This is a genomic window from Pseudomonas sp. BS3767 (genome assembly GCF_900099665.1).
GTDB classification, from domain to species: Bacteria; Pseudomonadota; Gammaproteobacteria; order Pseudomonadales; family Pseudomonadaceae; genus Aquipseudomonas; species Aquipseudomonas cerasi.
The window spans coordinates 379,269-400,992 of the sequence record NZ_FNCX01000001.1; the positions used below are offsets into that span (position 1 = coordinate 379,269).

General features: G+C 56.9%; 18 protein-coding genes and 1 pseudogene. 9 read left to right on the plus strand and 10 right to left on the minus strand.

Going from position 1 to position 21,724, the window contains the following annotated elements; genetic code table 11:
• The first annotated feature begins 22 nt into the window (after nucleotides 1–22).
• The gene (locus BLR16_RS01530) at nucleotides 23–1,249 is read left to right on the plus strand and encodes an aminotransferase class III-fold pyridoxal phosphate-dependent enzyme (protein WP_074807731.1); all 1,227 of its coding nucleotides are present in this window, start codon (nucleotides 23–25) and stop codon (nucleotides 1,247–1,249) included.
• On the opposite strand, the gene BLR16_RS01535 is transcribed toward BLR16_RS01530, so the two are convergent.
• From BLR16_RS01535 to BLR16_RS01545, 3 genes are all read right to left on the minus strand, one after another.
• A complete protein-coding gene (locus tag BLR16_RS01535) occupies nucleotides 1,222–2,139 on the minus strand; it encodes a LysR substrate-binding domain-containing protein (RefSeq protein ID WP_032609625.1) in 918 nt (305 codons plus the stop codon). The two genes, BLR16_RS01530 and BLR16_RS01535, sit on opposite strands and share 28 nt — an antisense overlap.
• Nucleotides 2,140–2,211: 72 nt before the next feature.
• Nucleotides 2,212–3,279 carry an NAD-dependent epimerase/dehydratase family protein gene (locus BLR16_RS01540; protein ID WP_074807733.1) on the minus strand — a complete coding sequence of 356 codons (1,068 nt, stop codon included), beginning with the start codon at nucleotides 3,277–3,279 and terminating at the stop codon, nucleotides 2,212–2,214.
• A gap of 146 nt (nucleotides 3,280–3,425) precedes the next feature.
• Complete coding sequence (locus BLR16_RS01545) at nucleotides 3,426–4,493, minus strand: AraC family transcriptional regulator (protein ID WP_003372903.1); 1,068 nt, start codon at nucleotides 4,491–4,493, stop codon at nucleotides 3,426–3,428.
• A gap of 220 nt (nucleotides 4,494–4,713) precedes the next feature.
• Between BLR16_RS01545 and BLR16_RS01550 the strand changes: the two genes are divergently transcribed.
• From BLR16_RS01550 to BLR16_RS01560, 3 genes are all read left to right on the plus strand, one after another.
• Nucleotides 4,714–6,126: a flavin-containing monooxygenase gene (locus tag BLR16_RS01550; RefSeq protein ID WP_058417187.1), complete on the plus strand. Its 1,413-nt coding sequence runs from the start codon at nucleotides 4,714–4,716 to the stop codon at nucleotides 6,124–6,126.
• Nucleotides 6,123–6,974, plus strand: coding sequence for an SDR family oxidoreductase (locus BLR16_RS01555; protein ID WP_092194054.1), 852 nt, complete (start codon nucleotides 6,123–6,125; stop codon nucleotides 6,972–6,974). The genes BLR16_RS01550 and BLR16_RS01555 overlap by 4 nt, the downstream gene beginning before the upstream one ends.
• A gap of 140 nt (nucleotides 6,975–7,114) precedes the next feature.
• A complete protein-coding gene (locus BLR16_RS01560) occupies nucleotides 7,115–7,855 on the plus strand; it encodes an IclR family transcriptional regulator (protein WP_003420515.1) in 741 nt (246 codons plus the stop codon).
• A gap of 84 nt (nucleotides 7,856–7,939) precedes the next feature.
• Here BLR16_RS01560 and BLR16_RS01565 read toward each other — a convergent pair whose 3' ends face one another.
• Together BLR16_RS01565 and BLR16_RS01570 are read right to left on the minus strand one after the other, a co-directional pair.
• Nucleotides 7,940–9,274, minus strand: a complete 1,335-nt coding sequence (locus tag BLR16_RS01565; RefSeq protein ID WP_074807739.1) for an MFS transporter — start codon at nucleotides 9,272–9,274, stop codon at nucleotides 7,940–7,942.
• Between the two features lie 78 nt (nucleotides 9,275–9,352).
• A complete protein-coding gene (locus tag BLR16_RS01570) occupies nucleotides 9,353–10,330 on the minus strand; it encodes a hydroxyacid dehydrogenase (RefSeq protein ID WP_074807742.1) in 978 nt (325 codons plus the stop codon).
• A gap of 237 nt (nucleotides 10,331–10,567) precedes the next feature.
• Between BLR16_RS01570 and BLR16_RS01575 the strand changes: the two genes are divergently transcribed.
• A complete protein-coding gene (locus tag BLR16_RS01575) occupies nucleotides 10,568–11,245 on the plus strand; it encodes an RraA family protein (protein ID WP_074807745.1) in 678 nt (225 codons plus the stop codon).
• Between the two features lie 249 nt (nucleotides 11,246–11,494).
• Nucleotides 11,495–12,517 carry a zinc-dependent alcohol dehydrogenase family protein gene (locus tag BLR16_RS01580; protein WP_074807748.1) on the plus strand — a complete coding sequence of 341 codons (1,023 nt, stop codon included), beginning with the start codon at nucleotides 11,495–11,497 and terminating at the stop codon, nucleotides 12,515–12,517.
• Between the two features lie 429 nt (nucleotides 12,518–12,946).
• Here the strand turns inward: BLR16_RS01580 and BLR16_RS01585 are convergent, their stop codons facing one another.
• On the minus strand, nucleotides 12,947–13,801 hold the full coding sequence (locus tag BLR16_RS01585; RefSeq protein WP_074807752.1) for a helix-turn-helix transcriptional regulator: 855 nt from the start codon (nucleotides 13,799–13,801) through the stop codon (nucleotides 12,947–12,949).
• A 1,046-nt stretch (nucleotides 13,802–14,847) separates the two neighbouring features.
• Entirely contained in the window at nucleotides 14,848–15,636 is a 789-nt protein-coding gene (locus BLR16_RS01590) for a helix-turn-helix transcriptional regulator (RefSeq protein WP_161437857.1), read from the minus strand.
• 687 nt (nucleotides 15,637–16,323) lie between these two features.
• Here BLR16_RS01590 and BLR16_RS01595 point away from each other — a divergent pair.
• The 3 genes and pseudogenes from BLR16_RS01595 to BLR16_RS01605 form a co-directional block, all read left to right on the plus strand.
• Entirely contained in the window at nucleotides 16,324–17,499 is a 1,176-nt protein-coding gene (locus tag BLR16_RS01595) for an efflux RND transporter periplasmic adaptor subunit (RefSeq protein ID WP_024661756.1), read from the plus strand.
• A gap of 243 nt (nucleotides 17,500–17,742) precedes the next feature.
• The gene (locus tag BLR16_RS01600; RefSeq protein ID WP_092194122.1) at nucleotides 17,743–18,348 is read left to right on the plus strand and encodes a LysE family translocator; all 606 of its coding nucleotides are present in this window, start codon (nucleotides 17,743–17,745) and stop codon (nucleotides 18,346–18,348) included.
• Between the two features lie 98 nt (nucleotides 18,349–18,446).
• Nucleotides 18,447–19,005 (plus strand): annotated as a pseudogene (locus BLR16_RS01605) (helix-turn-helix domain-containing protein); the annotation flags it as partial.
• 176 nt (nucleotides 19,006–19,181) lie between these two features.
• Here the strand turns inward: BLR16_RS01605 and BLR16_RS01610 are convergent.
• The 3 genes from BLR16_RS01610 to BLR16_RS01620 are packed head-to-tail and all read right to left on the minus strand — an operon-like array spanning nucleotide 19,182 to nucleotide 21,643.
• A complete protein-coding gene (locus BLR16_RS01610; protein ID WP_003318753.1) occupies nucleotides 19,182–19,388 on the minus strand; it encodes a hypothetical protein in 207 nt (68 codons plus the stop codon).
• A 9-nt stretch (nucleotides 19,389–19,397) separates the two neighbouring features.
• Nucleotides 19,398–20,816, minus strand: coding sequence for an AdeC/AdeK/OprM family multidrug efflux complex outer membrane factor (gene adeC / locus BLR16_RS01615; RefSeq protein ID WP_003318754.1), 1,419 nt, complete (start codon nucleotides 20,814–20,816; stop codon nucleotides 19,398–19,400).
• Nucleotides 20,813–21,643, minus strand: coding sequence for a helix-turn-helix transcriptional regulator (locus tag BLR16_RS01620; protein WP_003420497.1), 831 nt, complete (start codon nucleotides 21,641–21,643; stop codon nucleotides 20,813–20,815). Before BLR16_RS01620 ends, adeC begins: the two co-directional genes overlap by 4 nt.
• Between the last annotated feature and the right edge of the window lie 81 nt (nucleotides 21,644–21,724).

A 21,724-nucleotide genomic window follows, 5' to 3' on the forward strand; every position in this document is an offset into this window, starting at 1 on the left:
CTCCCATTTCCTGAGAAAAAAGATGAAACATTTGATCGGTGGAATTTCCAGCGGCGGCCGCGCTTTGCCTGAAATCGATGGCCAGGTCTTCAATGTCACGCGTTCCAGTGGCCCATGGCTGTGGGACAGCGAGGGGATTCGCTACGTGGACACGGCAATGGGCTTCGGTGCAACCATGCTCGGTCATGCCCAGACGCAGGTCATGGCTGCAGCCAGTGCTGCGATGATCAATGGCCCGATGCCGTCCTTCGCCCACGCAGACGAGGAGGCTGCGGCGGCGGCGTTGGCAGCGTTCACCGGCGATCTCAGCCAGGTGATATTCGTCAATACCGGAAGCGAAGCGGTGCACCTGGCCTGCCGGACTGCCCGCGTCGCGACGGGCCGCCAGCGTATCGTCAAGTTCGCTGCCGGCTATGATGGCTGGTACGACTCGGTCGCCTTTGGCAACGCCGGACAGGCATCGGCCCTGATGGCCGGTACGCAGCGTCCGGAAAGGGACGGTGTACTGCTGCTGCGCTACAACGATTTTGCCGACGCCGAGCAGTTGTTTCGCGACTACCACGACATTGCCGCTCTGGTGCTGGAACCGGTGCTGGCCAATGCGGGTTGCATCGAACCTGCAGCCGGGTACTTGAAGTACCTCAGCGATCTGGCCCACCGCAACGGGGCGCTCATTATTCTGGATGAAGTGCTGATGGGGCTGCGCCTGTGCCCGGGGCTGACCGGCACGTTGCTGGGTGCCGAGGCCGACCTCGCCACGGTCGGCAAGGCCATCGGCAGTGGTATTCCAGTCGCTGCACTGGTCGGAAAGCCCGAATACATGGGGTTGTTCGAACAGGGGAAAATCGTCCGTGCCGGTACTTACAGCGGAGCGCCGCCGGCCTGCGCCGCAGTACTGGCAACCCTCAAGCAACTGGCCACTGCGGACTATCCCGCACTGCTGAGACGCGGCGATCAGTTGCGCGCGCAACTGGTGGCAGCCTTTGCCGACAAGGGCATGGCGGTAAGCAGCACGGGTTACGGGTCGGTGTTCACCTTATGGCCGTCGGCAGTCCCGCCCAAAGACTACGCTGATGCAGCGCAAATGGCTGACAGTCGCTGGACGCTGGCCTTGCACAAGGCGCTGCGTCGGCAAAGGGTCATGAGCATGCCGTTTGCTTTCGGCCGCACCTACCTGACCTTTGCCCATCAGGAGCAGGCATTGCAGGCCTTGCTGGAAGGCTACAAGGCGGCCATCGCTTCGCTTTGAATCGTGCCTTTAGAAGTGACTTGTGAGCTGTTTTCCGAGAGGCTTTCGGCCTTGAAGCAGTCGCGAACGAAATGTGCCAGGCGGCGCGTGTTCAGCAGGGCATGTTCGGGCACTACAAGCTCCAGCTCGATGCTCGGCAGCTCGGGCAATTGCTCGCAATGCAGAATGCGCCAGCCGGACGGCACGACCGAAGCGGGTAATACCGTCACCGAGGTGCCCAATCGAACCGAATGCATGACGCCCGGGAGATGGGATGACGAACTGACCACTCGCCAGGGCGTGCCTAGCAGATCCAGCGCCTCGATGATCTGCGGACGCGCCCGGCAGCTGTCGGTAAACAATGACAGCGGCACAACCTTCTGCTGCTCGGGAAAATGCCCCGGCGCTGCGCACCACAACATCGGCTCGCACCGGAGTAACTCACCTTGTACCTTGGCGTTGGCGCGGGTGATGATCGCCAGGTCGATGCTACCTTCCGTAATCATCGCCTCGAGGCGAGAAGAAAAATCACAGATGATTTCCACCTGCAGATGCGGGTGGCGCAGGGCGAACGCCTGCATCAGCTCGCACCCCAGTGACTCCAGGTAGTCATCCGGCATGCCGATACGGACGCGGGCAGCCTCCTGCCCGCAATCCAGCGCGGCAAGCGCTTCATCCTCAAGCATCTGGATGCGCCGGGCATAGCCGATCAGCCTTTCGCCATGCTCCGTCAACGTGACGCCACGGCGAGAGCGCTCCAGCAGCTTGCGCCCGACCCTGGCTTCCAGTCGTCCCAGCATCAGACTTACCGCTGCCTGGGTCTTGCCGATACGCTCACCGGCGTTGGTAAACCCGCCGCAGTCGATGACAGCAACAAAAGCGGCAAGGCAATCGGTATCGAGATGGCGCATGGGAAGACCTCGGGTGAAACGTGATGGCAGATAACCATGCATGTTCCATTCCGTTTACACAGACGGAGCAACCTAACGGTTTCGGGCCGCCTGACCTTTCAGCTGGCGCTGCGCTTCCCAGCACTGATAGTGGTCGGTCAGCGTTTCGGTGATCGAGCGATACCTGACTCCCAGATCATTCACGCTGCGCTGGTTATCCACGCTGAAACGGATGCCCAGATGCTTGCTCAGGTAAGCCTGAGTGAGCCCGAACATCGGACCGATCAAGCGCACGAGCACATTGGGGATCTGATAGCGGGGCAGCAGCCAGGGACGTCGATGCAGACTTCGCACAATGCCGGCGATCTCCACGAAAGAGATCATTCGTTGTTCGGCAAGGATGTAACGTCCATGAGCGTCAGCCTTATTGGCCGCGGTGATATGGGCTGTCGCCACATCCCGGACGTCGACCGTCGTCAGGCTCAGGTCGGGCATCCCGTAAAAGAAGTAGCCACGGAACATCTCATCCAGCAGGAAGAGGCTTCCGGACTCCGAGGCGGGTGTCAGAGACGGGCCCAGAATCATGCCGGGATTGATCGTCACCAGGCTCCAGCGGCTCTGCGCTTCGCAGATTCGCCACGCCTCTTTCTCGGCTTCGACCTTGGCGTAATGGTAGGGATTGGTCTCGAGTGTGCTGCTGGTATTGAAATACTCCTCGGTGAGGGTCTTGTTGCTCATCTGCAGCACATCGATGTAGTCACCAAAGATTGCCCCGACCGTGGAGGTCATGACCACGCGCATCACGCTGGGGGTTTTATCGACACTCTGCAGAACATTCCGGGTGCCCTGCAGTGCGGGCTCAAGCATCTCCCGGCGACCGTCTTTTATTTTCTCGGGCAACAGAAAAGGTGACGCCACATGATGGACCACGTTGCAGTCGCGCATGGGCGCATCAAATGCGCCTTCTGCCAGAAGGTCCGCCTCGAACAGATAAAGCCTGCCCGGATACTGCTTTTGCAGCGTCCGCAAAGGCAGCACTTTTGTCTCGTTGGCGAGATTGCGCACGGTGGTATTGACGGTAATACCGCTGGCGAGCAATTGCTGAATAAGGTGGCAGGCAACGAACCCGCCACCTCCGGTAACAAGGACTCGATCGGTCATGGCAGCCCATCTCTTGTTTGATTGGTTATGCAGAGCAGGGCTACGTTAAACAATCGGTTACAGAACGATCAGGGCTGAACCGGACGCGAAAGGGGGCGGCGATGGACTTCCGTCAATACGCTGCAGACTGCGGATCACGCGAAACATCAGGGCGATGTCGGGCGCTGGATATCTTTGCGGAACTGCTGCATCTCGTGCCTGGCCTCTCGCGGCGTTACCCCGGTCCAGCGCTTGAATGCCCGGCGAAAATCACGAATATCACTGAAGCCGGTTTCGCTGGCCACGTCGATCAGCTTCGTTTCGCGGTGACTCAGCAGTGACAGTGCCTTTGCCCGGCGCAGTGAATCGATGACGCCCTGATAAGACTGTCCGGCTTCATCCAGACGCCGCCTCAAGGTGCGCTCGCCTATATTGAGTTGCTGCGCGAGTTCATTGAGTGACGGCGGCGCGCAGAGCCGCTTGCGTATTTCCCGTTGCACGGTTTCGACAAGATCAGACGTGCCTTTATCTTCCCAGTTTGCGCTGTCCAACAACTCGGCCACTTCGGCCGCGACGAAATCGTCACGCGTGACCAATGGCGTTTCCAGCCAACGGGCGTCGAACTCGATCAGATTATGCGTACCGGCGAATACCACCGGACAGCGGAACACTTCCTTGTACCGATGCGCGTGCTCGGGCTCCGGGTATTCAAGTTCCACACGACTGGGAACCAGATCATGACGGCCACTCAGGTGCCGAACGATCGCCATCGCGCTGGCGAACGCCTCTTCCAGATAGAAACCGATTACATCGGGGTCGAAGAACTGCGGCACGATATACGTCAGGCAACGCCCCTCGTGAAACTCCATACGGTGGGAGAGCAGGGCGCCGGCGTGTTTCTGATAGCGGATGGCCAGATTGAGCGCATCGCCCAGCGTCGGGCTGGCCTGCATGCCCAATCCGACGATACCCCATGACACGGCCGTCTGGCGCTGGCCGACCGACAACCCCAAGCCATCATCGCCCAACTCCGAAAGGGTCCGGCGCACCAGCAGGTTGCTTTGCCGGTGCGACAGTAAATAACCCGATTTCTTCAGGTCGTCAGGAGCGAAACCCAGGCCACGGCACAGCCACTGGGTATTGACGCCACGATCGGTCGCGTACTGCAGGAGCATGCGCGATACCTGTGGCGGGGCAGAGGCTTCGGAGAACAGTGGGTCGGCAATGAGCTTCATATTGATCCAGACCTTTCACGTGCAGGTATTTTTGTCCCATCGAATCACAGCATGCCTGAAAAAACAGCTGAAACATCCGTGGAAACGTTCATTTTTATCGGCTTGAAGTGCCTGTCGGACAAGTCCGTTATCACCCCCTTTAACGTCCATAAACCCCCTGCTAGCGCTACGGCTCGTTGGCTAACTTAGGGTTCTCGCTGTAGAACCCGAGGAATACAACGTGAGCAACGACAACAAGATCCACGATTGCGCCGACGCGGTGTGCATTATCGGAAGCGGGCCTGGCGGGCTTTGCATGGCCAGGGCGCTGAAGCGCCAGGGACTCGATTACGAACAATTCGAGCGACACAGTGAAGTGGGTGGTGTCTGGGATATCAATAACCCCGGAACGCCGATGTACCATTCGGCGCACTTTATCTCTTCGCGCGATCAGTCTGGCTTCATTGATTACCCGATGCCCGCGCACTTTCCCGACTACCCGAGCAATCGGCAGATTTTCGAGTACGTTCGCTCCTTTGCAATGGCGTTCGACCTGTACGGCAAAATCCGCTTCAACACCGCCGTCGACAATGTCGAAAAGGAAGAAAACGGCCGCTGGCTGGTGACACTGGCCAACGGTGAACGACGCCGCTATCGCGCGGTTGTGTGCGCCACAGGGTGCAACTGGGACCCGAACATGCCCGAGGTGAAAGGTCAGTTCGAAGGCACCATCAGGCACTCGGTAACCTACAAGCATGCCGACGAATTCAAGGGCAAACGGGTAATGGTCATCGGTGCGGGCAACTCCGGTGCAGATATTGCCTGTGACGCCGCCAGGCATGCGGATAAAGCCTTTATCAGCATGCGCCGCGGCTATCACTTCATCCCCAAGCATCTGTTCGGAATGCCGGTTGATGAGTTCGGCGAAAAGGGGCCGCAACTGCCAATATGGCTGGCGCGGCCTATATTTCAGGCGATTCTGCGCGTGATCAATGGCGACACGCGCCGTTTTGGCTTGCCCAGACCTGACCACAAGCTGTTTGAAAGCCACCCGTTGCTCAATACCCAGTTGCTGCACTGTTTGCAGCACGGTGATATTCAGGTCAAAGCGGATGTCTCGCACTATGAGGGGCAGTACGTGGTGTTCAAGGATGGCACACGCGAGGCGCTGGATCTGGTGCTTTACGCCACCGGTTATAAATGGAGCTGCAAATACGCCGCAAACTATTTCGAGTGGAAGGGCGGTCGGCCCCGGTTATACCTGTCGATTTTCAGCCGGGAGCACCACAACCTGTTTGGCATCGGTTACGTTGAAACCAACTCCAGCGCCTACAAGCTGTTCGACAGCGAGGCCCACGCGGTGGCCTGTTACTTGCGCGACCAATTGCAGCAAAAAGCCAGAGCTCGTCAATTTGATCGGTTGATTGCGTCTGACGATCCGGATCTTTCCGGGGGGATCACGTTCGTCAAATCCCAACGCCATGAGGTGTACCTGGAGGCTCATACGCTCAAGAAATACCTGCGCAAGTTGTCTCATGGGCTGGGCTGGCCAATGGTCGAGGAAGGCTACTACAAGAACCTGCGCAGAGGTGCCGGCTATGTGGCTGCGCCGCTGCTCCAGGAAACAGCCGCCATTCAGGAGACGTGCTCATGAAAACGGTGGTCCTGATTACCGGTGCGGCCGGTGGCATAGGCCAGGCCATCTGTGCCCAGCTGATCCGTCGGGGGATGCAACTGGTCCTGGCTGATATCGACGAAAAACAATTGTGTTCGCTGGCAGAAAAACTGGGGGAAGGCGCTTATCCCTATGTGGTTGATCTGACCGATCAGCAAGCCCTGGCTGATTTGATGGCCTATATAGAAGCAGAGTTTGGCCGACTGGACGTGCTGATCAATAATGCCGCCATCGCGGTGGTCGAGGCGTTCGATACACGCTCGGTGGACAGCATCAGCCGAGAGCTCAATATCAATCTCGTTGCACCCCTGATTCTTACGCGCCTCGCCATCCCATTGCTCAAGCGCTCGGCTGACGCCCGGATCATCTCCACGGTTTCGCTGGGCGGTGTATTTCCCACGCCGGAATCACCCATCTATTGCGCCAGCAAGTTCGGCCTGCGTGGCGCCATGCTGTCGATCGGGCTGGATCTGGCAGAGAAGGGCATCAAGGTCGGCTCGATCCTGCCCACTGCGACAGACACACAAATGTTGCGCAAGGAAGCGATTGAGGGCGGCAACGCCTTGCAGTTCATCGCGCCGCCGCAATCGCCGGATGACGTCGCACGTCAGGTAATGCTCATGCTCGACAAGCCCTGCCTGGAGCGATCACCGAAACCGAGTGAATCCTGGGCGTCCAGTCTGGCCATGTTGTTCCCCAATCTATTGCCACGGGCCATCCGCCTGCTACAAAAACGTGGCGAAAAGGGCATGCAGAAATATATCGAATCATTGGGCGAGCGAGGTCTGGCGCACAAGGTGGAAGGTGTCTGGCATTTGAAGCAGTAAGCCCGACATTGGGCTGGCGGCGTTTTTTTGACCTTTGCAGCGCGGCTGATACCAAGGGTTTCATGGCTATCCGTTTTCAGCTAACGGATAATGCTGCGAGTTCGAGGTTCATGCTGCAATCTGCCGCACAGGAGATAATGATGGTCAAAACGCGTCCACGTCCCGCCGTGAATGGAGTCGCATCAGCGGATAGAGTGCTCACCGTTCTGTCTTCGTTTCAGATCGGAGACTCGGCCTTGAGCCTTGTGGAACTGGTCGAGCGCACCGGACTGATCAAAAGCACGATCATGCGTTTGATGGTTTCCCTGGAAACCTATGGCTTCGTCAATCGTCTTGCAGACGGTCGCTATATGCTCGCGAGCGAGGTCATGCGCCTCAATGCGGTCTACCAGGATGCTCTGGATCTTGAGCGGCATGTGTTGCCAAGACTGCACAAGTTGACCGGTGAAACCGGCGAGACGGCCTCTTTTTATGTGAAACACGGCGCCTATCGGTTGTGCCAGTACCGGGTCAACTCTCCTCACCGGCTGCGATTGCATATGCAGCCTGGAGACATGCGCCCCATGGACGGTGCGGCGAGTGCCGAAGCATTGCGTACCCCGTATGCCCGTGCGAAGGATGGGCTGGAGCCTTTTTACTCCAGCGGTGCGACTGACCCGCATGCTGCCTCGATGGCATTGCCTATTTTTGGCCCGCTGCATGAAAACATCGGAGCACTGGTACTTTCGGGCCCGTCCATGCGACTGACCGCTGACTACGCAAAAGCGATCCGGTCGATCTTCATCGAGGTGGCTGACGACCTGACGCGCAGCCTGGGAGGGAAAAGCTTCGGCGAGGAGAAGGTGGCACATCGCGCACCGGCGGTCGACGAAGCGGTCTGAGTCCGGCAGCAGTGCGAAGTTTCCATAAACGGCCGACTTGAAGCGCTGCGCAAGGCAGCGTTTCAAACCGTTATCGCCAGTTTCTCAGTTGACCTCTACAGATTTGGCGTCCTCATGCGCCTCACGCTTGCGGCTTCTGCCCATCACAACCACGGCGATTGCACCAGCCGTGCACAGCGCGGCCAGAGGCAGCAGAGCGATCGCATAACTTCCCGTGGCCTGGTGAATAGCACCATAAGCATTGACCATGATCCCGCCTCCGATCAGATTCGCCAGAGCGCCGATGGCCGCCAGTCCGGCAGCTGCCGTGCTGCTCGAAAGCCAGTTGGACGCCAGTGCCCAGAACGGGCCTTTCATCGAGTAGGCGCCGATGAGCACCATGGTCAGCATCATCACAGTGGCGGGTAGAGAGGATGTGACCAGCGCCAGCAGCAGACCTGCCGTGATCAAAAACAACGTGGCGGAGGTGTGCCAGCGACGTTCATTGCTGCGGTCCGAGCTGCGCCCCCAGACGATCATGGCAACCGATGCAATACCGTAGGGAATGGCATTGACGAAGCCGATCTCCAGATTGCTCAGGCCAAAGCTTTTCAACAGTTGCGGTGCCCATACGCTCATGGTGCTGCCTGCTGCAGACGCGCCTGAATAGATAAGCGCCATGACCCATATGTCCTTGTGCTTGAGCAGCTTCCACAGCGAGATATGGCCGATATTGGTCTTGAGCTTGCGCTCTTCGTCCAGCTTGTTAACCAGCCAGGTGCGCTGCGCGTCATTCAGCCAGCGGGCCTGAGCGGGACGATCTGTGAGAATGAAAAGGCAGGCAATTCCCAGCAGTACCGCGGGGATCCCCTCAAGAATGAACAGCCAGTGCCAGCCCCTCATGCCCATCCAGCCGTCCAGTGTCAGCAGGTAGCCCGAAAGCGGCGAGCCCAGAAAGTTTGCACCTGGAATAGCGACCATGAAGATCGCCACCATGCGTGCTCGATAGGCTGACGGCAACCAGTAAGTCATGTACAGCAGCACCCCCGGGAAAAAACCTGCCTCGGCAGCGCCCAGCAGAAAGCGCATGACGTATAGCGAGTTGGCGCCCTGTACAAAAGCCGTACCTGCGGAAATCAGCCCCCAGGTGATCATGATGCGTGCAATCCAGATGCGCGCGCCGAATTTCTGCAGTGCCAGGTTGCTCGGCACCTCGACCAGAAAGTAGGAAACAAAGAACAGGCTGCTCGCGAAACCGAAGATCGTCGGGCTGAGGCCCAGGTCATGATTCATCTGCAGCGATGCCATGCCGATGTTGCCGCGGTCGATGATCGCAATCAGGTAACAGAGGATAAGGAATGGAAGCAGTCGCCATGCAACTTTGCGCATGGTAGTGCGCTCGAGTTCGGTGACCGGTTGAGTCGCTTGGGGGCGGGCCATGGTGCTCTCCTGTGTTTATTTTTGTGGAGAAACGGTAGATGTTCGCCCCGCCGGCCAGGCAGCGGGGCGCAAGCCGGATCAGCTATCGAGCAATTGGCGATTCACGACGCAGCGAGGATCAAGCGCGTCGCCTCCCCACACTTTCACGATCTGTTGAACGGCCAGCAGTCCCACGCGATCAAGGGATTCGGTGGTATTGGCACCCGTATGCGGTGTGGCAACGAGATTTGGCAGCTGCCACAGCGCGCTGTCGGCAGGCGGTGGCTCCGGATTGAACGTATCCAGCCCCGCACCTGCGATTTTGTTGGCTTGCAGCGCCTGGATAAGCGCCTGGGTGTCGACCAGTTCACCACGGGCAGTATTGATCAGGATGCAGTTGGAGCGCATGCGGTTCAGTTGCGCGGTACTGATCAGGTTGCGATTTTCGTCAGTCAGCGGGCAATGCAGGCTGATGATATCGCTGGATTCGATGAGGCGGTCAAAGTCGGTTTCACGCTCGACGTTTGAACGTTCGGGTAGCGTTTTGAGGTAAGGGTCGAACACCTTGACCTTCATCTGCAAGGGCGCAACCAGATCCATCAGGATGCTGCCGATCGCTCCAAGGCCAACCAACCCCAATGTCTTGCCGGACAACTCGATGCCGTTGGCGGTGGCCTTGTCCCAATGCCCCTGACGTGTACGGGCATCCAGCCAGGCAATTTGCCGAGCCACGCTGAACATGAGCGCAAAGGCATGTTCGGCCACGGATTGCGCGTTCGCCCCGAGGGCGATCATGACAGGGACACCTTTCTCTGCCGCCGCCTGAATATCGATGGTGTCGTAGCCGACCCCATGCTTGGCGACCGCCTTGAGCATGGGGGACGCTTCGATCATTTCTCGCGTGAGCTTGCCTTGCCTGACGATGATCGCGTCGGGCTGCACGTCGCGGATGAGCGAAGTGAGCTCTTCAGCCGGCAGATAGGGGGTGGTGGGGAAAATCTGAATGCCCAGATCATTCGCATAGCTCATCGCGTTGTGTGCCAGGGCGGGGCCCGTCAGCAAAATCTTGCGGGTCATGGATGCGTACCTTGTTCTTGTTTGCGTCGCGTTTGGTGTGCGACCGGGCAGCGACTTCAACCCGATATCCAAAACCTACCATAATGAAATGCCATTTCACTATCCTGATTTTTATCGGAATAAAAAAGTTTATTAATTATTTTTTACCGCTTGATTGATACAAAATGAAATGTGATTCTGAAAATTCTTCTCCCAGCCTTTCGGCGGCAACCCATAATTTCAAGAGAGCCATGCCCCATGACGATTGGATTCCGAGTCCTCGAAGCAGCCCGCAAAGTCAGCGCCGAGTGGGTATCACGTTATCGCGACGTACCCGTCGCAAATATCAGCGATTCGATGAATAGAATGACCGCAGGCGGCGCTCGACTGCGTCCGATGCACCGCGAAGGCGTGCTGGCCGGACCTGCTCTGACCGTGAAAGCCCGGCCCGGTGACAACCTCATGTTGCATTACGCCATTGATATCGCCGAACCGGGCGATGTGATCGTGGTGGATGCGGGGGGAGACCTGAGCAACGCGCTCATCGGCGAGATGATGGTGGCCTATGCGGTGAAGCGTGGCGTGGCGGGCATCGTCATCAACGGCGCGATTCGGGACGCAGGGAGCATTGCTGCGGGGACATTCCCGATGTTTGCAGCAGGCATTTCCCACCGGGGCCCTTACAAGGACGGACCGGGTGAGATCAACGTGGCCATTGCGATCGACGGTATGGTGATCGAACCGGGTGATCTGGTCATAGGCGATGAGGACGGCTTGCTGTGCGTACCGTACGAGCATGTCGCCGACGTCTATGATCGAGCCGCGGCCAAGCACCATGCCGAACAAAAGCAACTGGAACAGATCGCCAAGGGAGAAAACGATCGCTCCTGGGTCCTGGAATCCTTGAAGAAAAAGGGCTGCCAGCTACCACAATAACTCGGTACATCAGGCGTAAGCACGGCCGTGGCGCAACGCAACGCAACGCTGCGCTGCGCCGTGCCGTTACGCCACGCCAGGCAGCAGACCAAGGCGGCCGGGATGCGAGTGCCGGACTTGATGCTCAGCGCTGAGCAGGTATTGTGTAGGCGACACGTTGAAAAACCCGCGGCCCTGAACCGGGCGACACGATATTTTCAAGGCGCGATGCAGAGACCTCATGGCGCTGACGGCACAAGGATTATGTTCATGAAAGCTTTTCAGATCGGATCTCAACAAGGCCTGGACGCGCTGACCGCGACCACTCGGCCCGAGCCGATCGCCGGGCCGGGGCAGGCCATCGTGGCGCCTCGCCTGGTGAGCCTTATCAGCCGGGATGTTCAAATTCTGCGTGGTACATACGGCCCCCGACAATTACCAGAGCGCATTCCCATGTCCGAAGGCGTGGGTGAAGTCATCGCCGTAGGCGAGGGCGTCAGCCAGGTCAAACCGGGCGACCGGGTCATCTGCGGTCACTTTCCCGGCTGGCTGCAGGGCGAATTTCGCACCAGCGTGTTCGCCCACGATGTCGGTGTAACTCATGACGGCTGGCTGGCTGAAAAAGTCGTATTGCCCGCCGCTGCCTTGATTCACGTACCGGACGCGTTGGCTGACAAGGACGTTGCCGCACTGGCATCTGCCGGTCTGACCGCCTGGAACGCGCTGATGGAGGTCTGCAAGGTCAAACCGGGTGAACTCGTCCTGTGTCTGGGGACCGGCGGAGTGGCGCTGGCCGCGTTGAAACTGGCCAGGCTTCACGGCGCACGCGTGGCGATCACCTCATCGAGTGACGAGAAGCTGGACATCGCGCGTCAGCTTGGCGCCGACATCACGATCAATTACCGCACGCACCCGGACTGGGCGGCTCAAGTCATGGCGCTCAGTGATAACGCCGGTGCCGACATCATTATCGAGACAGGAGGGCAGGACACCTTGGGACAATCGATCGCGGCGGCTGCCGTCAACGGCCGTATTGCCGTGATAGGCGTGACGCCAGGTCAGCACTCGCCGATTCCCGACTACCTGTCGCTGATCCTCAAAAACGTCACAATCAGAGGCATCGCCAACGGCAGCCGCGAGATGTTTGTCGACCTTATTCGAGCCATCGAGGCCAATGGAGTTGAAACGGTAGTCGCCAGGACATTCAAATTCGCCGAGGCCCCCGAAGCCTACGCGTATTTCGCCGCAGCACAGCACATCGGCAAGGTGTTGATCGAGTTTGAACAGGGGTGATCTCGCTGCGCCATAGTTGAACCTATAGCGAAAGGCTTACACGCGCTGGAGTGCATCAGCCCTGTACGACGTGCTCGCGAAGTAGCAATCTATAGCCATCAACCGTTGCGCAGGAGGCGCTTCGGAGGTCAAGGATGATCACCATTGCCGGGACGGCTACTGACAGGATGTCGGAATGGTATTGATAGAAAAACGACCCGCTTCGGCGGGTTTTTTTATGCGCTAGAGGAATAGCGCTATACGCATAAACCTGCACAGTATTGTCGTTTACCCTCGACATTGATCAGTCGAGGGGACGGCAATGACGTCCGGCATACGCCGGATGGCGCGGCGGTCGCGGTCGAGACGGGTATCAACTGGTCTACAGACCGTACCGCTGCACGGTGGGAGAATCCTTTAACGTGGAACGACCATAAAACCGCACTCTGCTCAGACAGCCGCCTGAAACATCTCTACTGGGATTGCATGCTGCATGCGCTGCTCTGCATGCAACCAGCGAAGTAGCGCACTGCGACCCGCGATGCCCATTTTTACCGCCGCGCGCTTGAAGTAGCTCTCCACTGTGCTGACTTTCAGATCAAGCCTTTCTGCCAGTTGAGGCACCGTGAGACCAGCCAGCAGGCCGACGCACACTTCGGTTTCGCGCGAAGACAGGCTTAGCGCCGATGCCTCGAGGCGGCCCAGGAAACGCTGGCGCAGGCCTTCCATGGCATCTTTGTTTTTCAGGCTTTTTGTGACAGGCAAGGGGTTTGTCGAAACGAGGGTAGGTGTCACGGTCGCAATGTGTTGCTTCACGATGGGCAATACGACCCAGGACAGGTCTTTGAGTCGGGCGCGCTCTTGACTGGTGAATGCCTTGGCAGAGGGTGATCGATAAACCGACAGCACATATTCCCCCTTTCCCGGGTAAGCGAGGTGTACTTGGGGGAGAGCGGCGTGGGAGGGCACATGACCTGGCTTCTCTTGCGCGCTGTAAGTGGGCGACTCGAACCTGATGGATCTGTCGATGCGCGTATCTGCCAGCTCTGTCGGGCTCAACAGAACAGGCTCCAGACGTCTGCTATCGACCCCGGGAGTGAGCACCTGGTGTAGGTTTCCGCCAAATGCACCTATGGCCTGAGCGCCGGTGACTTCATTCGTAGATCGACTGAGTCCCTGAATGACATGGGTCGCATCCACGGGCAATGAAGCGGTAATCATCTCGTGGAGCAAGCGAGCGAACTGACGGCTTCCAATACCGGAGATCACTTTGCCGAGATGCGGGAAAAGCTGTTGCATGTTCATCGGGGTTCCTTTTTCCGTTTATAAAGAGACACGCCAAGGCGCAGCCTTGATTCAGCAAATGAATAAGTAAGTGCTTTGTACTCTTCAAGCCCTGCGACCAAACAGATTATATGTAGGGCGTCATACAAAATTTATACTGACTTAACAAGAGGTTGAACGTGGAGCGATAACGTTGCCCAAGAGCATGCACTAGTAAAAATTCATGCGTGTTAAGAAAAGCGAGAATGCTAACCATAAGCAATGCACTCGTTAATATTGATAACTTCTTTTATCGATGTTTATTGAGTCTGAGGTGTGCCAGGTAGCGCAGGGAAATGCGAATCACTCTGAGTAACTAGAGGGTTGTCTGATGACAATCGTCCCACAGAGTGAAGCCATAACGCCTGCGGCGGCGATCTAAAGGCAGCGAGTAACGTTGGCATGACGATCAACTCCTATCCCTGTCCATGTTGTCCACGTACGCACACGGGGGTGGCAATACGGGGGCGTGTTGCACCATTTTTTTTATATTAAGGTGATCATATTGATCGAAGGGGCCTTAAATAAATCCATCTGAGCGTATGACCGAATACTAACCATATAGTTCATGTTTCACACCTGAATTGCAATGAAAAAAGCTTAATAATAAGAGAGAGATCACACGTGACGCTTATAACGCTGGGTGTCATTCCGCGCAGTATTACTGGATGTGCTGGACAGCAGCGAAGCGGCATGACGCTCCGGACAGGCACGCCATACTAGTTATCCTGCTCGATAGCAAGTGAATAAGTACCCACGCGTACGATAGTGCACAGTAAGTGCGCATCACAACGCCCTTCATCAGGGGGGCGCTTGTTTTTAATTTTGGTGTTTGCTGACTTCGCTACAGGCATTTTATAAAACTATCGCTGTACAACAGTAGCCTCACTCGGTTTAGCCGATGGAGGGGCGGTTGGCTGGCGGTGCGACACAGGCAACATCACCGAGCACCTGGTGCAGATTGGCTTCGGCCACCCGCTGGGCGAGACGATCAGACAGGTAAAACCGCGCTGCGGCGCATGGCGGGCTCAGGCTGTTTGAGATACGCCTGTCATCCACTTGACCAAACCGTGTCGCCCCTTCACACCAAGCTTCGCTCCGGCGCGCTTGAGGTAGGTTTCGATGGAGCTGTTCTTGACATGCAGTTTGTCGGCAAGCTCTGGGACCGTAGCGCCAGCCAATATGCCAAGGCATATTTCTTTTTCACGCAATGACAACCGGACCTCCGCTTGACTCAGCTTATCGTTGAACTCGCGTTGAAGCTGCTGGCCGCCCTGTGTAACGGCTTCGTTGTCAGCATGCGCAGTGCACAAAGTACGGGTTGTCTGGGCATGTCTGTCCAGCAGGGGCAACAGGGCCTCTGAGAAATTCTTCAAAAACGATAATTCGTGAAGTGAAAAATCACGTTGATGATGGTCGCGGTGCAAGGAAATGACACAGCGCCTGTTCGACTTGCGCGACACCAGATTGCAGTGATAGGTACCTGTCGGGCCAGAGCTGGCCTGTCCAACGCTGCTGGGTAGTTTCAGATGAACGAGCAGAAAGTCGTCAACACTGAGCATTCGAGCGAGCAGCGTCTCCTGGTTCTGCGACACGGTTAGAATCATCGGTTTGTGATCGGCGGTCTCCTGCCCCAGAGGCTGGATGCTGATAACGCTTCCTTCATTCTCGTCGATCGTCCATTCGCTCAGGTCGAGGCAACCGATGGGAACGCTGGCCGCGATGATTTGGTACATGTTCGAAGCGAATCCTGCATCACCCACGCTTGCGATTAACTTCCCGAGCTCCAGAAAATACGCTGACTGATTTCCCGTCATTTGTAGATTGGCTTCCATTACACATTCGCCCCCATGGCGTTAATCTCCAGCCGAACCAAAAGCAACCTCGCATACAGGGCAGCCGTCTCATACCTAGCAATGAGTATACTGTCTGATTGTAGGACAATGTTACTAGTGCATTAGAGAATTTACACATAGAGGCCATACCCAGTCTGTAGGGGAAAAGGGGGACAAGCGTCTCGCTAGAGGCCGGATAGCCAGCGCCGACGGTGCTCACTAGCAAGTGACAAACACCCTAAGCGGGAACCCGATATTAGTCTCAGAATAAAAGATCTTTTGCGTGGCTGACCTCTTCGATACGTCACGATTGCAACTACTGAAGCCTGACGCCTGCGACGAAATACATGGCGGGCCATCTGTCTCAAAAATAAAGTTCTTCATGCCAAGAGTCCATTGCCTCACGTGATCGCTGTAGGGTGCTCAAAATATGTTTCGTTTTTGCGTTTCAGACACAACCATCCGGCGACGCCCCGCGATAATGTCCCTGAATGCGGGGACAGACGCACACAGGTCCTGATGTTTCCATTAGTGCATGGCTGCAGAATGAGCGCCTGCCTCGCAGGACAGCGGTAGTGGCGAAGTAGATATTCTCATGTACGCCCTTTATTTAAGTGTTGAGCCGTTGATTCATCCGAGATCCGGGAAGCCCATTAGGCGGGGAATACAGTGAGCATTGTCGGCTTTTTCCGGAAATTGAATTTCCGCAAAATCCTTTTGAGACTCGTGTTGATCGATCTAACGATCTCGCTGGCTGGCTACGCCTTCTATAAGGGCGCAAGCGGGGAAGAAGAGACAGCTTTTCTCTCTGCCGCAGCGGAAGTTACGGACATGGAGTACGCCGTCATGGCACAAGGTGTGCTCCATGGGCGTAATCAGGTGGACGTCGGCGCACAGGTTTCCGGGCAATTGCAGTCCTTGAAGGTCAAACCTGGTGACATGGTCAGAAAAAACCAGCTGTTGGCAGAGATCGACCCTCTGCCCGCCAGAAATGCTCTGCGCCAGGCGGTCGTCAAAATCGAACAACTCACGGCTGAACGGGACGCGACGCTGCATAAGTTGAAGCTTGCCGAGTCGAATGATCGCAGATACCAGGCACTGGGCTCCACGACGGCGGTTTCCAAAGCGGATCAGGACAAGACTCGATTTGAGCTGGAGGCCCAGCGCGCCAATCTGGTTTCGCTCACCGCACAATTGCAGACCGCCCGCGTGCAGGAAGAAGCGGCACGCATCAAACTCGACTACACACGAATCTTCGCACCAATGGATGGTCAGGTCCTCGCCATCGTCACTCAGGAGGGCCAGACCGTCATTGCAGACCAGATGGCACCGGTCATTCTGAAGATGGCGCAACTCGACACCATGACCGTGAAGGCGCAGGTTTCCGAAGCCGACGTGCTCAAAATCAAACCCGGTCTTGCGGTTTACTTCACTATCCCGGGCGATCCTGATACGCGCTATAACGCCACCCTCAAGGCGATCGAGCCAGGTCCTGTGGACGCTGCAAGCCAGTCCGGAGCAACAGGCGAAAACAGTAAAGCCGTCTTCTACAACGCCCTTTTTGATGTCCCCAACCTTGAAAGCCGCTTCTACATCGACATGACCGCTAACGTCCGAATTGTGCTGGAGGCGAAAGAGGGCGTGTTGACGATTCCTGTTGCCGCGCTGGGTGACCGGCGGGAAGACGGCACCTACAGCGTAAGAGTTCTGGGTGAAGGTGACGAGGTCAGAACAGCGGACGTGGTGCCAGGCATCAATAACCAGGTCAGGGTCGAAGTACTTTCGGGGCTCAAAGCCGGCGACAGGGTTGTCATCGGAGAGCGGGGCGGTGTGGAGGGTGCTTGAAGGGGGAGCCGACTAACAAGACATCGAGGGCGGCAGTAAGTCTGCGTCAAATCGATAACGGATACGTTGTAAGCGCCTTGTTAATGAAATGGGCGTACGTAGTAAAACAAGGTCAACCGTGGATTAACAATCGATGCCAGCTTCAGCAATGTCCTGAAGGCTTAGGCGCTTGCCCATGCACCCGTGGTGTTCATGTTTGAAAACCCCGGCGAGCTGGAAAAAATCTATTTTGGAGTGTTGGGTATGGCCATGTATTACGTTGCAATTGCAATGCTCACCTTGCTGCTGGTGCCAGGGCCGACTAATTCGCTGCTGCTGCAATCAGGCATCAGTCGCGGGCTGGGCATGTATTCGCTGAAGCTGGTCGCTGCCGAGTGGGCGGCTTATCTGATTCAGATCACCTCGTGGGGTTTGTCCATCGACGCAATGATCGAAAACTATGGCTGGGTAGTGGTCGCGACCAAAGTTCTGGCCGTGATGTTCCTGTTCTATATTTCTCTGAAATTGTGGTTTTCGATTCAACAGGACACCGATGGAAAGCCAGCGCCGATTTCGATCCGAGCGTTGTTTTTGGCAACACTCAACAATCCAAAAGGGCTGTCTTTCGCTACGATCATAGCGCCCGCTGGAACCTTTTTGCACGTGGAAAGTTATGGGGCATTCATGACTGTTTTTTCGTTGGTCGTTATTCCTGTCGGAATAACGTGGGTCGCGTTGGGCGCATTTTTCGGCCGAAAGCTACCCTCGTTACTATCGGGCAATCGAGTCAACCGATTTGTTTCATTGGTCATTGGACTGTTCGCGATTATTGCGTTGTATAACGTGGCCACCACCGCGATCTTCGCCTGAGTTATTCAAACCGACAGTGCCCCGCCCATACACTATCTATTAAATGTGTACCGACCGTTGATTGTACTTATGAGGTTAATAATGAGTGGAGTGGTCACGTGAGCTACCGTGGCATTGTGCTCAGTGAAGATGAAGAGGTCGAGTTGAATCGGCGCTTTGAATCAATCACGGTCAGTCAGCGCGAAGGCCGCCGGGCGCAGGTGATTTTGCTCGCCGCACAAGGCTGCTCGCGTAACGAGATTGCCAGGTTGACCGGGCTATCGGTTGTTTCAGTCACCCGCTGGTGCAAGCGCTTCCGAGAGCTGCGCCTGCAAGGTCTGGTGGATCTGCCTGGAAGAGGCCGCAAGTCATCCCTGCCAGCCGAAGCCTTGAGGAAGGCCCTTGATCAAGTCACTCAGCCGTGTGTAGGTCACGCTCGCTGGAGCTGTCGAAGCATGGCGAAGCTTGTCGGTATATCGCCGGCCAGCGTCCAGCGCATATGGGCCGCCAACAACATAAGACCACACTTGGCAAACGTATCAGAACTGCCCAGCGGTTCGGACGTCGAAGAAAAGTCCAGTAAGGGTGGCGGGGGGATATCCGAAACGCCCGAATAAAGCGTTGATGTTCTGTTATGACCAGCCAGTCCAGGGACAGACTCTACAGCTTGCACAGCCAGAACATGCTTGCACAAGAGCAACTAATCAAGCCGCTTATCGCAATGTCATCTACTGCACCGGACTGCCTGCGAGTCAAATGATCAGTGTCATTTAGTACCGGTTCAGCGATTGCTGCAATCCCTGCGACGCCCAAGTGGTTCCTGATGCGACGCAACCCACTAGGCCGGGTTGCTCTCAGTCATGATTGGGCATTGGCTCGCGGCGCGCAAGGATCAGATCCCGCTCCGAATAAAAGCCCTGCACCAGACGATTCTTTGACCGGTACTCGCACATCACCAGCAGAGTGTCCGGGAGAGGAGTGATCGCAGCTTCATGCTTGACCACCATGATTTTGCCGCCCGAGCGAAGGCGTACATGTGCTCCTGGTTCGAATGTGCCCATCTTCAGTCCTCACAAGGGTTTTGATGTACGCTCTGTCCAGCCGCCGCCCAGCGCCTTGTAGAGATTGACTTCGGCGGTCAGCTGCGACAGTCGGTCGGTGATCAGGGTTTGTTGAGCGCTGAATAAAGAGCGTTGTGCATCGAGGAATGTCAGGCTGCTATCGACGCCAATGCGATAGCGGCGTTCGGCAAGGCTGTAATACTCCCGGCTTGCCTGTACGAGGTCGCTCTGCGCTTTCAGCTGACGTTTGTAGGTCTGGCGCGCAGCCAGGCCATCGGAGACCTCCTGAAAGGCGGACTGTATCGATTTTTCGTACTTTGAAACGCTTATATTCTTCTGGATCTTCGAGTAATCAAGGCTTGCCCGCAGACTGCCGGCGTTGAAAATCGGGATATTGATCTGCGGCGAAAACACCCAGCCTCCCGAACCCGCTTTAAACAGGCCGGACAGTTCGGTGCTGGATGTACCGGCGTTGGCCGTCAGGGTAATACTCGGGAAGAACGCCGCTCGCGCAGCACCGATACTGGCGTTGGCCGACTGCAACTGGTATTCGGCTTCAAGAATGTCCGGGCGTCGTTGCAGCAGCTCAGAAGGTAGCCCCGCTGGCACTTCAGCGAGCCATTCCGAGGACAACGGACGGCTGGGCGCGCTGTCCGCAACCGTCGTGCCCACCAGCAAGGTCAGGTTATTGAGGTCCTGGGCGACCTGGCGCTGGAACGTCGCCAGACTTGCTCGTGCGCTCTCCACCGATGTACGCGACTGGGCCAGGTCCAGTGACGAGGAAGCGCCGACTTGCTGGCTACGAGTGGTCAGCTTCAGGCTTTTTTCGTAGGACATCAGCGTGTCCTGAGTCAAGGCTAACAGCTCTTGGTCGGCACGCCAGGTAAGGTAAGCGGTGGCGACACTCGCCACCAGACTGAGTTGAGCGCTGCGCTGGGCCTCTTCGCTGGACAAATAGGTGAGCGAGGCCTGATCGCTGAGGCTGCGTATGCGTCCGAACAAATCCAGTTCATAGGAACTGATGCCCAGCGTCGCCGAATAAGTACCGCTGGTCACCGGGCCGCCGGTCTGCGTGATACTGGCGGGCTGGCGTTGCCGGGTACCGCTGCCCGTGGCGCTGATCGCGGGAAACAGATCGGCGCGCTGAATGCGATATTGCGCTTGATAGGCTTCGACGTTAAGTGCTGCCACGCGCAAGTCACGATTGTTGAGCAGGGCGCTTTCGATAAGTTGTTGCAGCGTAGGGTCGCGGAACAGGTCACGCCATCCCATGTCCGCCGCCAGTGGGCCAGAAAGCGCTGGCGCCGAGTCGAAAGATTGTGGGTAGTGTGCGGCAACCGGGGCTGCCGGGCGCTGATAGTCCGGAATCAGCGAGCAGCCGCTCAACGACAGTACTGCAAATAGCCATGGGCTAACGGATTTGTTCATTCTGCGCATATCAGCCACTTGGCCAGCCCATGTCGACCGCTGATACCCAGCTTGGCGGCGGAGCGTTTCAGATAGGTTTCGACAGAACTGCTCTTGACGCAAAGCTTCTCTGCGATTTCAGGAACTGTGCTGCCCGCGAGGAATTCCAGACAGGCCTCCTTCTCCCGTGCCGAGAGTGAGACGTCGCAGGCACGCAAGCGCTCGTTGAACTCGCTTTGCAATTGCTTGTGCTCGAGGGAAAGCGGGCCATGGGACAGCGGCACCCCAGCGCTTTTCATACCGGATTGGCGATGGGCGCGGGCATGGCGCTCCGACAAAGGCAGCAGGGCCTCCGAGAGGTATTTCAAAAAAGACAGCTCTTGCAACGAGTAATCTTTGTCAGCTTGCGGACGGTGCAGTGAGATCACACAACAGCGATTGGCCTTGCGCGAAATCATGCTGCACTGGTGGGAGGTTCCGAGACAGTCATTGCCTTGCTGGTTTTTCATCCGGGCGTTCAGGTGAATCAGCAGGTCGTCCTCTACCTCCAGCACGCGCTTGACCAGTGGATGGTCGCTGCGGTGTCTGGCACGGGTCGGACACACCGTTTGCATCTGCGGATTCAACTCAGCGCCCGCGTAGCCCAGCAACTGTACATCGGTCACCGTCGCCTGACTGTCATCAACGGTCCACTCGCTCAGTTCCACACGGCTTACAGCCAGCGATGTATTGATTAACTGGTACATATTGCTCAGAAACATGTCATCTCCGACGCTAGACACCAGCTTCCCGAGTTCCAGATAAATGTGCGTTTTCACTTCATCTTTGGCATTCACTTGTCGGTTCATATGTCCATTCCTGACGATCAGAAGTTGCGTGCAATTCTGTCGCCCAGACTGTGAATTCGGCCCTAAGACCGCTCAAATCCT